The organism is Nostoc sp. ATCC 53789 (assembly GCF_009873495.1).
GTDB classification, from domain to species: domain Bacteria; phylum Cyanobacteriota; class Cyanobacteriia; order Cyanobacteriales; family Nostocaceae; genus Nostoc; species Nostoc muscorum_A.
The window spans coordinates 293,258-306,181 of record NZ_CP046703.1 but is presented as its reverse complement, the minus strand read 5'-3'; the positions used below and the strand labels follow the sequence as shown (position 1 = coordinate 306,181).

Below are 12,924 nucleotides of genomic sequence, written 5' to 3'. Positions count from 1 at the left end.
GAGCGCAGAGAGAAAAAAAGAGATTTTACCAGTCACCTTGAAAGGGCTACTCCTAACTCAGCACTCTCATTGCTTGAGTTGGTATCCATACAGTAAAAATTGAGCCAATACTGATGGTTGATTCTACTTCAATTCGACCCCGATGAAGTTCTACAAGTTGTTTAGTTAAAGCTAATCCAAGTCCAGTGCCTTCATAGCGGCGGCGATAAGGTGTATCGAGTTGCTGAAATTTCTCAAAGAGTAATGGTAACTGTTCTTCGCGTATGCCAATCCCGGTATCTTCCACTTGAAAAATAGCGGTATCATCCTCCACCCAAAGGCGCAAGGTAACGTTACCACTTTCAGGGGTAAATTTAATGGCATTAGTTAACAGATTCGAGAGAATTTGTGCTACTCGTTCGGCATCGGCGGTAAAGCGATCGCGTCTGGGATCGATTTGCAAATCAAGGTTGAGATTAATTTGTTCACTTGTTGCTTTCTTTCGTAGTGACTCCACAGCATTTTCAGCAACATTCACTAAAGAAAATTCCGAAATATTTAAAGCTGTCTTACCAGCCTCGATTTGCGATAAATCGAGGATGTCATTAATCATTTCTAATAAATGTTCTCCACTGTCGTGGATTGTTTGCAGATAATCGCGTTGTCGTTGACTCAATTCACCCAAAGGCCAGCGTAACAACGTAGAAGACATCCCAATCACATAAGTTAAAGGCGTGAGTAACTCGTGACTGATAGTAGCGAGAAATTCACTTCTGAGGCGGTTAGCAGCTTCGGCGGCGAGCAGAGCATCACGTAGTCCGATTGTGCGTTCAATAACTCGTTGTTCGAGAGTTTGTTTTTCTTGGGTGAGGGTTTGCATTAACTCAGCTTGGTGAATGGCGATCGCTAATTGTTCAGCGATCGCAATCAGCAAGTTTTTTTCACTATCAATCCACTGGCGTGGTTCATTGCACTGATGAGCAATCAGCAGCCCCCACAGCTTGTCCTCAAGTATAATCGGTGCTGCCAACTTAGCCCGCACTTGGCTTTCCCTTAAAAAATTCAACAAACACTCTTCTAGAGCATAAGTTTTTTCGACATCATCCACAGCTAACGTAAAGCCTTGGCGATACTTCTCCCAACATTGAGAGGTTCGCATAAAGCAATTTTTTTCTGTGTAATTCAACACGCAGGTAATCGCATCTGTAGCACGGGCTTCATAGACAATATAAGCTCCATGCTGTTGGTAATCTTCTACTAAGGATTGATTATTTACTGAGATAGAAGTTGAGCGTTTCCCATTATCCTCATCTGTAGAAGACTGGTATTGTTGAGTCTTGACTTTGGAACCTTCAAATTTATAGATTACTAATCGGTCTAATTCTAGAAACTCACGCACCTGTGTAATTGCCGTTGCCATAATGACAGGCAAATCCAAGCTTTTGCGGATCTGCGTTGTTACCTGATTCAATAACCGTTCTTGGGAAACCTGTTTTTTTAAGGCATCTTCCACTGGCTGACAGATATAAACTGCCGGCGCAGTTGGGCTTGGAGGTGCTATTATTTCTTGGTTTGGCTGAGTTAGAAAATATTCTAATAGCAACAGCGAGAACTTACTTTGGAGGGTAGCATCATTGGGCCCAATAATTTGGCGATAGCGTTCGAGATTTTGGTGAGTATAGGAATCGCACTCAAACAAGTCTCTCAATTCGTGGAGAAAAGAAGCGATCGCCTCTAAATTAAATGTCAACCTAGCATTGAGTGCCGAATCAATTCCCTGCTCCTCTGCTCCCCTGCTTCCCTGCTCCCCTTGCTCAAAATTTCCTAGCAAAAGCGCACTAAACTGCTCAGAAACCACCAATGTAAACCTTTGCCTTTGCCACTCCACAGGTATGCAAATCCGCGCCAAAACAGCTTCTGTCAGTACCAGAGTGGCACTTTCCACTGTTTGAGCCATCTGCTCCAACAATTCCCCAAGCTGATTAAATACAACAATAGGCAAGGTTCGAGAAAAGCTCAAATCAGGAGAACTAAGCATTTTTAATCATTACTGGTAAGAGGGGGCTAAATGCAGGGAAAAAGTTTGTTTTGATTGTGTAATAACCAATAGTTTAAGACGGTAATACAGCATTATGCATCGTATAAGTAGCACATCGGGTGGATGGAATCAGTCAGAGGGTTTAATTTTTTTAGAACAAACTCCAGCGCCTTTCGTGTTGATTACGGCTGCTGATACCGACATTCAAACTTTGGCAGTTGCGGTTACAAAATTACCTTCACAATTTCCTGCCTTAAGAGTCGCCAATCTATTGCAATTGCAGCAACAGTTAAGCATAGATACTTATGGAGAGCAAGTTTTGGAGCTTGCCCAGGTAATTATTTTGCGCCTGTTAGGAGGACGTTCTTACTGGAGTTATGGCTTAGAAGTAGTGCAAGAAATTGTGCAACGTAATGGTAGAACCCTCATTGTAATGCCAGGGGACGACGCTTTTGATCCCGACTTAATTTCTCTGTCTACCGTGCCTTTAAGTGTTGCTAACCAGGTATGGCAGTATTTTAGCGAAGGCGGAGTAGAAAATTTTGTTAATGCTCTGCAATTTATCTCTGATACTTGCCTGTTAACTGCATACAATCCTCCACTACCCCGGCCGATTCCGCGCGTGGGATTGTATGAATGGGGAGCAGGGGGGCAGGGGAGCAGGGGGGCAGGGGAGCAGGGGGGCAGGGGAGAGTTAGAACTTCGTTCATCCACCTTTGAACCGGATGAATCCACCTCAGAACTTCGTTCATCCACCTTTGAACCGGATGAATCCACCTCAGAACTCCGTTCATCCACCTTTGAACCGGATGAATCCACCTCAGAACTCCGTTCATCCACCTTTGAACTGGATGAATCCACCTCGGAACTCCGTTCATCCACCTTTGAACCGGATGAATCCACCTCAGAACTCCGTTCATCCACCTTTGAACCGGATGAATCCACCTCAGAACTCCGTTCATCCACCTTTGAACTGGATGAATCCACCTCGGAACTCCGTTCATCCACCTTTGAACCGGATGAATCCACCTTGTCTCCTTGTCCCCTTGTCTCCTTGTCCCCTTGTCCCCAATCCCCAATCCCCAAAATCGGCATCCTTTTCTACCGCGCTCATTATCTAGCTGGAAACACCAAGGTAATTGATGCTTTATGCCAAGCCTTGGTACAGAAAAATTTACAACCAGTGCCAGTGTTTGTTTCCTCATTGCGTGAACCCGATGTGCAAGCGGAGTTGAGTGAATTTTTTCAACCCAAAGAAGCCGAATCAATCGCTGTGCTGCTAAATACCACCAGTTTTTCTCTAGCACGTTTGGAAAGCGAAACACCCCAAACCGAACTGTGGGAAAAATTAGATGTACCTGTGTTGCAAGTAATCCTTAGTGGCGGATCAATTGAACAGTGGGAGTCACAGTTTCAAGGGCTTTCTCCCCGCGATATTGGGATGAATGTGGCACTACCAGAAGTAGATGGGCGGATTATTACGCGTGCTGTGTCTTTTAAAGCAGTACAAACTCGTAATCCCCATTTAGAGACAGATGTGGTAATTTATGAACCAGTCAGCGATCGCATTGAGTTCGTTGCTAAACTAGCAGCAAATTGGGCGCGTCTACGTTCCAAACCACCCCAAGAACGTCGAATAGCCCTGATTCTGGCAAACTACCCCAACCGCAATGGCCGCCTCGCCAATGGTGTGGGACTCGACACTCCAGCTAGTTGTGTAGAAATCCTGCAAGCTTTACATCAGGCTGGTTATGAAGTAGAAAATCCACCTGCTCAAGGAGATGAGTTGATTCAACGGCTGACAGATGGTGTAACTAACGATCCGGAAGGTAGAGAATCGCTTCCGGTACACCAAAGTGTTTCTTGGGAAGAATACCAAGAATATTTCGCTTCATTACCGCCAGCAGTTCAGCAAGGTATTACTGAAAGGTGGGGAAATTTAGAGCAGGGGAGCAATCAAGAATTATTTCCCCCTGCCCCCCTGCCCCCCTGCCCCCCTGCCTCTTTCCCCGTTCCCGGAATTCAACTCGGCAACATCTTCGTGGGAATTCAGCCAGCAAGGGGTTATGATAATGACCCCAGTTTGAATTATCATGCACCGGATTTAGAACCAACCCATGATTATTTAGCTTTCTACTATTGGGTTAGAGAATGTTTTGGTGCTGATGCTGTAGTTCATGTAGGGAAACACGGAAATCTAGAATGGCTACCCGGTAAAAGCGTGGCTTTATCCAGTAATTGTTATCCAGAAGTGGCTTTTGGCGCACTTCCCCACCTGTACCCGTTTATTGTCAACGATCCTGGTGAAGGTTCCCAAGCGAAACGTCGCGCTCAAGCGGTGATTATAGATCACTTAACGCCGCCAATGACTCGTGCGGAACTCTACGGTTCATTGCAACAGCTAGAAAATTTAATTGATGAGTATTATGAAGCCGACAGTTTAGATCCTTCGCGTTTACCAGTAATTCGCGATCGCATCCACGAACTGGTAATCAAAGAAAATCTCCATCTAGATTTGGGAATCCAAAATGAAACAGAAATTTTTAAGTCTGAATCTCTAGTTTTGAATTCCATCGGTGGTTATCTGTGTGAATTGAAAGAAGCCCAAATCCGCGACGGATTGCATATTTTTGGGCAATGTCCCCAAGGAAGGCAACTGCGGGATTTAATAGTAGCGATCGCTCGCATCCCCAATCGCCATTCTTCAGGTATTACCCGCGCGATCGCTCAAGATTGGGGTTTAGACTTTGATCCCCTCACAGCCGATTTGTCAATGCCTAGCGGTGAATATTCAGTAGTCAATGGCACAGAATGCCGTACCCTCGGTGATATCGTCGAAGTCCTAGAAGAACACGCCGCCCTTTTAGTAGAACAACTCATAAATCAGGATTCAGAATTCAGAATTCAGAATTCAGAATTTAGAATTCAGGAATCTTGTAGAGACGCGATTCATCGCGTCTCTACCTGGATACGCGATCGCCTGCTACCAGCTTTACAACAAACCGATCAAGAAATCACTCACTTATTACACGGACTCGATGGCGGTTACGTCCCCAGCGCTCCATCTGGCGCACCCACGCGCGGCCGCCCAGAAGTTCTACCAACAGGGAGAAACTTTTATTCCGTCGATATTCGCGCCATTCCCACAGAGACAGCTTGGGATATTGGTAGAAAATCTGCTGAAACCCTTGTGGAATATTACACTCAAGAGCATGGCGAATATCCCAGAACACTAGGTTTGTCATTGTGGGGAACAGCCACCATGAGGACTGGAGGTGATGATATTGCCGAAGCCTTGGCTTTACTTGGAGTCCAACCTGTATGGGATGGTGCAGCGCGGCGAGTAGTGGACTTTGAAATTTTGCCTCTAGCAATTTTGGGACGGCCCCGTGTAGATGTAACTTTGCGAATTTCGGGATTCTTCCGGGATGCTTTTCCCAACTTGATTGACTTATTCGATCAAGCAGTATCAGCAGTAGCAGATTTGGATGAACCGCCAGAACAAAATCCCCTAGCGGATGCAGTTCGCCAAGAGACTGAATTGTGGACAAGCCAAGGATTAACTTTAGAAGAAGCCGTGGTGCGATCGCGCTATCGCATCTTTGGTTCTCGCCCAGGTGCTTACGGCGCAGGACTCCAAGGTTTAATCGAATCACAAAACTGGACAGACGATGAAGATTTAGCCCGTGCCTATATTAACTGGAGTTCTTACGCCTATTCTTCGGGAAATTTGGCAGGGGAGCAGGGGGAAGGGAGCAGGGAGCAGGGAGCAGGGGGAGCAGGGGGAGATAAGGAGAATAAACAATTCCCAATGCCCAATACCGAAGCCTTCAAACAACGCTTATCCCAAATGCAAGTTGTCCTACACAATCAAGATAACCGCGAACACGACCTACTCGATTCTGATGATTATTACCAATTTCAGGGTGGCTTAACCGCAGCCGTGCGTTCTCTACAGGGAAAAAACCCCCAAACATATTTTGGTGATAATTCCATACCTGCCCAACCACGAGTCCGCCAACTTAAAGAAGAAATTTCACGGGTGTATCGTTCTCGCGTAGTTAATCCTAAGTGGATTGCAGGAGTTATGCGCCACGGTTACAAAGGTGCTTTTGAAATGGCGGCGACAGTAGATTTTTTATTCGCCTACGACGCTACAGCTAAATGTGTAGAAGATTATATGTATCAAGGCATAGTAGAGGCTTACTTGCTCGATCCAGTTGTGTCAGAATTTATTCAGGAAAAGAACCCCTATGCTCTGCGTGATATTGCTGAAAAATTATTAGAAGCACACAAGCGCAATTTATGGGAGGATGTAAATATAGGAACATTAGAAGCTTTGAGGAACCTAGTACATCAAGCTGAAGCAGTTATCGAAGAAAAATCAATGGTGTAGGAAACAAATATGGAAAATCTTGCGTATTTGCACCTAGCTTTCGCCTACGAAGACAGCACACCCAGTGAATTGGTATCCCTCAGTTCTTTGTTTAACAAAGCAGCTGCACCAGACTGGAAACGGCTTTCTGGTAGGGCTTGGAAGTATATGTTGCCCCTTGCTCTGTCCTTGTCTATTCTTGGCGCTGTCAGCAGCGTTATAGCACTGGAAAAAGGCGATCAAGGCCCCTCTGTTAGAAATCTCCAACAAAAGTTGAGAACAGCAGGTTTTTACCAAGCTTCTGTTACCCAAGTATATGACGCATCCACACAAGAGGCTGTGCGCCGCTTCCAAAAAGCCGCCGGTTTACCAGTGGACGGAATTGTTGGAGCAAGCACACTGCAAAAGTTAGAAAACTGGCAAGCTAAAAAGCCCAGTACTACGACAACACAAGCAAAAAAAGCCACTGTTGTCAGTACACAAGCTAAAAAGCCCGGCACTACTAGTTCGGTTCGTTCAGCCACCAACCAACGCCGTAATCCTAACTACCTTGCTAAGGGTGATGAAGGTGAAGATGTCAGAGCCTTGCAAGAACGCTTAAGAATCGCAGGCTTTTATTATGGGAACGCCACGGGAATATTTGGCCCAATTACCGAAGAATCTGTAAAGCGGTTCCAAGATTCTTACAAATTAAGCGTTGATGGAATTGCTGGCCCCGCAACATTGCGTAAATTGCCAGGAATTGGCATTGGCGATGGAGAAGAGGCTCCTAAAAAGGTAGTCAATCGAGACAAACTCCGTGTAGGCGATCGCGGTGAGTCAGTTAGAATTATCCAGGAACAATTGATCCAGGCAGGATATTTAGAGGGAGAGCCAAATGGCTACTATGGCCCCTATACTGCCGATGCTGTACGCCGATTTCAGGCAGCTAATTTCTTGACAGCAAGTGGCGTTGCTGGCCCAACTACACGAGCTAAGTTGTATAGCTCAGTTAATACTGCTAAAAAAAGCGAATTTAATACCCTGGAAATCCAAACGCGACTACGGGAACGGGGTTTTTATAAAGGCAAGCTGAACGGTGTGATGGCAGATGACACCAAAAAAGCGATTAAACAAGCCCAAGAATTCTACGGCATCAGCCTCAAGGATCTTAAGAGCGGACGCTTTTAACATCCGCTTTGGTCTTGTTAGTATCAGTTCCCAACTCGTTGCTAGCCTCTAGTAACAGCAAATTACGAACTGCTCAAAATTCCACTTATTTGGTTAATTTGAGTAGTTTCGTCTGATTATTCACCCAAGTGCTAAAGCGGCATCAGCGCCCGTTGGCACTTGGGACACACTGCATGGATTGTCATTTGACAATCAAGCAGGTGGAAACCTTCTTTTTGAGCGGTTTTCGATCCAATTTTTAAAATTGAATCATTTTTAAACTCAATAGTTGAGTTGCATCTAACACAAATCAAGTGATGGTGATGATGAGGATAAGGCTGGTTGATCTCATAATGCTTATGTCCTTCACCCAGTTCTAATTCCCGTAAAATTCCCATCCTCGCCATCAACTTCAAAGTCCGATAAATAGTTGACAGACTGATCCCTTCACCATCAGTTTCTAGCCGATGATAAAGATCCTCCGCACTTAGATGTTCACCTTGCGGAAGTTCTTGAAAAATGTGTAAAATTGTTTCGCGCTGGGGAGTTAATCGCCAGCCTCGCCCGTTCAGTTCTGCCTTGAGTGAAGTAGTTGTGTAGACAGTCATACTAATATTTCTCAACAAAGCTTGTTAGTTGAGAATATAACAAATCTTGGGAGCAATTTGCAACAATCATTGCCTATTGAGAATTTATGCTAAATATTTAAGAACAATTCATTAAATCTTGATCAAAATTCAAATAATAAGCTGTATTGCATTTAATTTGCATACAGTTAATAGTTAGGATACTTGTAACGATTGCATCCCTTGACTTTAAATTTTATATGAGTGAATTTTGAATTGTTTAACCGATCCCCACCTTCAAGATATCTGAGCAAAGCTCTGGGGGAACTCTTATACAATTAAATGCAAATTACTTGCTATAAGCCTCTAAAAGGCTTTCAATCTGGTATCAAATCAGTCCTTTGTCCCTAGTCATTTGTCAAGTGTAGTTTTCTAATGACAAATGACCCTGCGGGTGAGCCAGTTGCTCATGGGGGAAACCCCCTTGGCGCTAGCCTCTCCCAAAGGGAGAAGACCGCACTGGCTCACTAATGACAAATGACTCTCAATCATTGACTAACTTAGAGATTCCAAATAATCGCGGATCAGGTTGCGACGCTTAGGTTGGCGTAACTTTTGCAAAGCCTTGGATTCTATTTGTCGAACTCGTTCGCGGGATAAGTCGAGAGCGCGGCCAATTTCTGCTAAGGAATAAGGATGACCATCTGCCAAACCAAACCGCATCAAAATTACATCGCGTTCCCGGCTAGTTAAATCTGACAGAAGATGATGCAAGTCTCTTTGTAAAGATTCTCGCATTAACATTTCTTCTGGGGTTACACAGTCAGTCTCTAGTAATTCGCCTAACTCAGTGTCTTTATCTTTGCCTACTTTGGTTTCCAAAGAAACAGAGCGAGGAACCCGCAACAAAACTTCTCGTACTTGAGTCGGTGTCATCTCTAACTCAGTTGCTAAATCTTCCAGAGTTGGGGTGCGACCTTTTTCTTGAGCAATTTTGCGTTGAGCCTTTTTGATTTTGTTTAACTTTTCGGTAATATGAACCGGTAGGCGGATCGTGCGGCTAGAAGTTGCGATCGCCCGTGTAATTCCCTGACGAATCCACCAGTAAGCATAAGTACTGAAGCGATAACCCTTAGTTGGGTCAAATTTTTCTACAGCCCGCTCCAAACCTAATGTACCTTCTTGGACTAAATCCAACAATTCCAAACCACGATTTTGATACTTCTTAGCAACAGACACAACTAAGCGAAGATTCGCCTTAATCATGTGTTCTTTTGCTTGGAGTCCTTGGGACTGAACTTGCTCCAACTCTTCTACAGTCAACTTGGCAATTTCTGCCCAGCGACGTTTACCATTTGCCAAAGTTGGCCTAAGATCGGATAAAACTATATCAGCAGTAGCAGCCCATCTTTCCAAAGATGGGCGATGTCCTAGTTCCGAGGTTAGACGTTCTTGAACTTCAACTAACCTCAAATAGGGTGTAATCACTTCATCCCCTTCCTTGGCGGCCTTAGCAAGTACTATCCGCATCCGCAAGTAGCGTTGGACTTTTTGAGCTTCTGAAACCTCTTCATCGCGCCCCAACAAGCGAACCCGACCAATTTCTTGAAGATACAGACGTACTAGGTCTGTACTCCGACGGTTACTGCTAGCAGCAAAGTTAGCATTGTCAGCAGAAGCGATCTCTAGCTCCTGTAGGTCATCTACCGACAACTCACTTTCATCAACCGTGAGATCCGAGTCCAAAGCCTGGCGGGACTTTTTGGTGTTGTAGGGGGCATCTGCATAAAAAGATGTTGCTGGCATAAGATCGTCTCAATGGCTCCAGGTAACAATAGATTTCGGTCAGCTTAGATTACGGTCAGCTATTCAACTGTTGCTATTGTTCCCGTGATTAACGATGAACTAACATAGTTGAAGGTTCCATTACAATTTTTTTTAGAAATTAACTGTAATGGTTTTATTGGATACAGTATTACTGGACTTAATCAGCTGCTAAATTTTTGATTTAACCAATAGCTATTTAAATCGGCAGCTAGGCTTTCAATATTTCAACTACTTAGTTAACATTTCAACCTTGGTGGGTTGCGATAGTAACTTTTGTAACACAGTATAAACATCCTTCAGTGAATGTCATCTTTATAATTGGCATAGTCACATTTACATGGTTACAAAAGTAATATCCTGACGATTTAGCAATTTTTTCTCAGGATTATTCAGGTATAAGTAGAACTAATAGATATCAGAGAAGTGATTAGTATTAACGGCAAAAATCCTATCGATACGGAGATATAAAACGTAGGAAAGTTATTAAATACTCTCTCCGTGTTCCTGCGTCGTCTTGTATGTCAGTCTTGACGTGCCAATTTAAACTTGACAGATTACTAACTAGTAGTCCATCAAGCTAAGGAAGTCCTGGTATGTAGTAAGCACTTCAGTGCTTAATATAAGGACTAAAGTCCTTACTACGAACTTATTTAGCCAGTAAGTTGATTTGACAGACTACTAGCTAGTAGTTGTACTCTGGCTTGATATCTCGTAGCATCAGTTCATCAAGCGCTTGTCGGGGTGTGATTTCTCCCTGAAGTAACCGATAAACTTGCTCAGTAATTGGAACTGGAATGTTTTGTTGCTTGGCTCGTTGCATCAAAACCTGGCAAGTGTTCACTCCTTCGGCTGTTCCTTGTAAATTTGCAAGAGTTTCTTTAAGTGTCTTACCACCAGCTAGCTGGTAGCCGACTTGGTAATTGCGGCTTAAGGGACTATTGCAGGTTGCTAACAAGTCTCCAAGACCCGATAATCCATAAAATGTTTCCGTCTTTGCACCCCAGTCGTTACCGATGCGAACCATTTCTGTAAGTCCACGGGTGACTAAAGCAGCTTTGGCATTGGTTCCTAGATGTAAACCATCGCACACACCAGCTGCGATCGCAATCACATTTTTTAGCGTTCCCCCCAGTTCCACCCCCAAGGGGTCGGGATTGGTATATACCCGGAAACGATGAGAAGAAAATACTAACTGCACTACTTCCGCAGCCCTGGGAATATTACTGGCTACCACTGTTGCTGCTGGTAACTCTAGTTGAATTTCTTTAGATAAATTAGGCCCAGACAAAACAACCACTGCATGGTTAGGGAATACTGTTTGCCAAATTTGTGACGGCGTGCAAGTGGTTTGGGGATCTAAGCCTTTGGTCGCCGTCACAAAAATCGTCTCTGGAGAAAGGGGGAAAGACTGGACTTGGGAAGCAACATCTCTCACACCAATCATTGAGATAGCGGATAGGATTATTTGGGCATCTTCTAACACTATTTGGAGAGTTTGGGAACCTTGACGCGACCACACGCGCACCTGATGACCATTCGCTGCGGCGAGATTTGCCAGAGATGCACCCCAAGCACCCGCACCCAGAATTGCTACAGATTTTGAATTAGTCATTAATCACCATTCTCCCCATCACCCAATCACCCCATTCTCTTAGCAATCTAAAATCTAAAATCTAAAATTAGCTCCGGGGATAACGTTCCATTAATTCCCTGACTTGTTCTGCATGATACGAGCTTCTTGTCAATGGAGAAGAAACAATTTGTAAAAATCCAATTTCTTCGCCGAATGTCTTCCAAGCTGTAAATTGTTCTGGATTGATAAATTCATTTACTTGTAAATGTTTTTGACTGGGTTGGAGATATTGCCCAATTGTCAAAATGTCGCAATCTACGGTTCGTAAGTCTTGCATGACTTGACGAATTTCGGCATCAGTTTCACCGAGTCCAACCATAATCCCGGATTTGGTGTATGTGCTAGGAGAGAGTTGGCGAGTTCGCTGTAATAATTCTAATGTGCGATCGTAGTTTCCTTGGGGACGCACCCGGCGATACAGACGTGGAACAGTTTCGGTATTGTGGTTTAATACCTCTGGCGCTGCTTGTAGAATCAACTCTAAAGCATTCCAATTACCGCACAAGTCAGGAATTAGCACCTCAATTGTGGTGTTAGGTGAAACAGAGTGAACCGCATCAATACACGCTACAAACTGAGATGCACCACCATCAAACAAGTCATCTCGATTTACAGAAGTGATTACTACATGATTAAGGTTCATGCGGCGAACAGCTTCCGCTAGTCGTGCAGGTTCCGTGGGGTCTAGTGGTTTCGGTTTTTTCTCAAAATCAATATCGCAGTAGGGACAAGCGCGTGTACAAGCCGGGCCCATAATCAAAAACGTAGCAGTACCGGCATTGAAGCATTCGCCAATATTCGGACAGGATGCTTCTTCACAAACTGTATTGAGGGATAAATCCCGCAAAATGTCTTTAACGTTACCGATGCGCTCATGCTGAGGTGCTTTTACCCGCAACCAGTCTGGTTTTACAGTCACAATCCGCTTTTACCACTAGAGTTATACAAATTTAATCGTAGCAAGCAAAGCCTTGGGTGAAGCGATCATATATATAGATGTAATTCTGTCATTTGGCACGGGTTATGATATTCTTAATTTACAATGCCATTTTTATGGCGGGATGTGGCGCAGCTTGGTAGCGCACTTCGTTCGGGACGAAGGGGCCGCTGGTTCGAATCCAGTCATCCCGATTTTTTTTAGAGCGACAAATTATTTGTCAACTACTTTCCTATTGACTTAATGTAGCTGAATTTCTTTGAGTACACAAGGCACGCGATCGCTGCTAAACTCATGGAGTTTTAGACAATCGGCAACCAAAAGATTAACAGAACTTGTTACCTGCCACTGCGTGAAATAAGTCTCAAGATAGTGTATGCCTCACCACAGAAGGACTTAAGCTTGGCGTATAAGTTTTAG

The 12,924-nt window shown here is 44.2% G+C and carries 7 protein-coding genes and 1 tRNA gene; 3 read left to right on the top strand and 5 right to left on the bottom strand.

Annotated elements, in window-relative coordinates; genetic code table 11:
* Nucleotides 1-52: 52 nt before the first annotated feature.
* Nucleotides 53-2,017 carry a GAF domain-containing sensor histidine kinase gene (locus GJB62_RS01195; RefSeq protein WP_114080109.1) on the bottom strand — a complete coding sequence of 655 codons (1,965 nt, stop codon included), beginning with the start codon at nucleotides 2,015-2,017 and terminating at the stop codon, nucleotides 53-55.
* Nucleotides 2,018-2,111: 94 nt separating this feature from the next.
* Between GJB62_RS01195 and cobN the strand changes: the two genes are divergently transcribed.
* Both cobN and GJB62_RS01185 read left to right on the top strand, forming a co-directional pair.
* Complete coding sequence (cobN, locus tag GJB62_RS01190; RefSeq protein WP_114080110.1) at nucleotides 2,112-6,413, top strand: cobaltochelatase subunit CobN; 4,302 nt, start codon at nucleotides 2,112-2,114, stop codon at nucleotides 6,411-6,413.
* Nucleotides 6,414-6,422: 9 nt separating this feature from the next.
* Nucleotides 6,423-7,562 (top strand): peptidoglycan-binding protein, encoded by a 1,140-nt coding sequence (locus GJB62_RS01185; protein WP_114080111.1) that lies wholly within the window; start codon nucleotides 6,423-6,425, stop codon nucleotides 7,560-7,562.
* A 131-nt stretch (nucleotides 7,563-7,693) separates the two neighbouring features.
* On the opposite strand, the gene GJB62_RS01180 is transcribed toward GJB62_RS01185, so the two are convergent.
* The 4 genes from GJB62_RS01180 to lipA form a co-directional block, all read right to left on the bottom strand.
* A complete protein-coding gene (locus GJB62_RS01180) occupies nucleotides 7,694-8,149 on the bottom strand; it encodes a transcriptional repressor (protein WP_114080112.1) in 456 nt (151 codons plus the stop codon).
* A 513-nt stretch (nucleotides 8,150-8,662) separates the two neighbouring features.
* Entirely contained in the window at nucleotides 8,663-9,913 is a 1,251-nt protein-coding gene (sigC, locus tag GJB62_RS01175) for an RNA polymerase sigma factor SigC (protein WP_114080113.1), read from the bottom strand.
* Nucleotides 9,914-10,616: 703 nt separating this feature from the next.
* Complete coding sequence (locus GJB62_RS01170) at nucleotides 10,617-11,546, bottom strand: NAD(P)H-dependent glycerol-3-phosphate dehydrogenase (RefSeq protein WP_114080114.1); 930 nt, start codon at nucleotides 11,544-11,546, stop codon at nucleotides 10,617-10,619.
* 67 nt (nucleotides 11,547-11,613) lie between these two features.
* Nucleotides 11,614-12,486 carry a lipoyl synthase gene (gene lipA, locus GJB62_RS01165; RefSeq protein ID WP_114080115.1) on the bottom strand — a complete coding sequence of 291 codons (873 nt, stop codon included), beginning with the start codon at nucleotides 12,484-12,486 and terminating at the stop codon, nucleotides 11,614-11,616.
* Nucleotides 12,487-12,624: 138 nt separating this feature from the next.
* Between lipA and GJB62_RS01160 the strand changes: the two genes are divergently transcribed.
* A tRNA-Pro gene (locus GJB62_RS01160) sits at nucleotides 12,625-12,698 on the top strand.
* Nucleotides 12,699-12,924: the final 226 nt, after the last annotated feature.

Excerpts from the sequence above, each read along its gene's own strand:
- GJB62_RS01195 (WP_114080109.1), bottom strand. The coding sequence starts at position 2,017 with ATGCTTAGTTCTCCTGATTTGAGCTTTTCTCGAACCTTGCCTATTGTT.
- GJB62_RS01170 (WP_114080114.1), bottom strand. The coding sequence starts at position 11,546 with ATGACTAATTCAAAATCTGTAGCAATTCTGGGTGCGGGTGCTTGGGGT.
- GJB62_RS01185 (WP_114080111.1), top strand. The coding sequence starts at position 6,423 with ATGGAAAATCTTGCGTATTTGCACCTAGCTTTCGCCTACGAAGACAGC.
- sigC (WP_114080113.1), bottom strand. The coding sequence starts at position 9,913 with ATGCCAGCAACATCTTTTTATGCAGATGCCCCCTACAACACCAAAAAG.
- cobN (WP_114080110.1), top strand. The coding sequence starts at position 2,112 with ATGCATCGTATAAGTAGCACATCGGGTGGATGGAATCAGTCAGAGGGT.
- GJB62_RS01180 (WP_114080112.1), bottom strand. The coding sequence starts at position 8,149 with ATGACTGTCTACACAACTACTTCACTCAAGGCAGAACTGAACGGGCGA.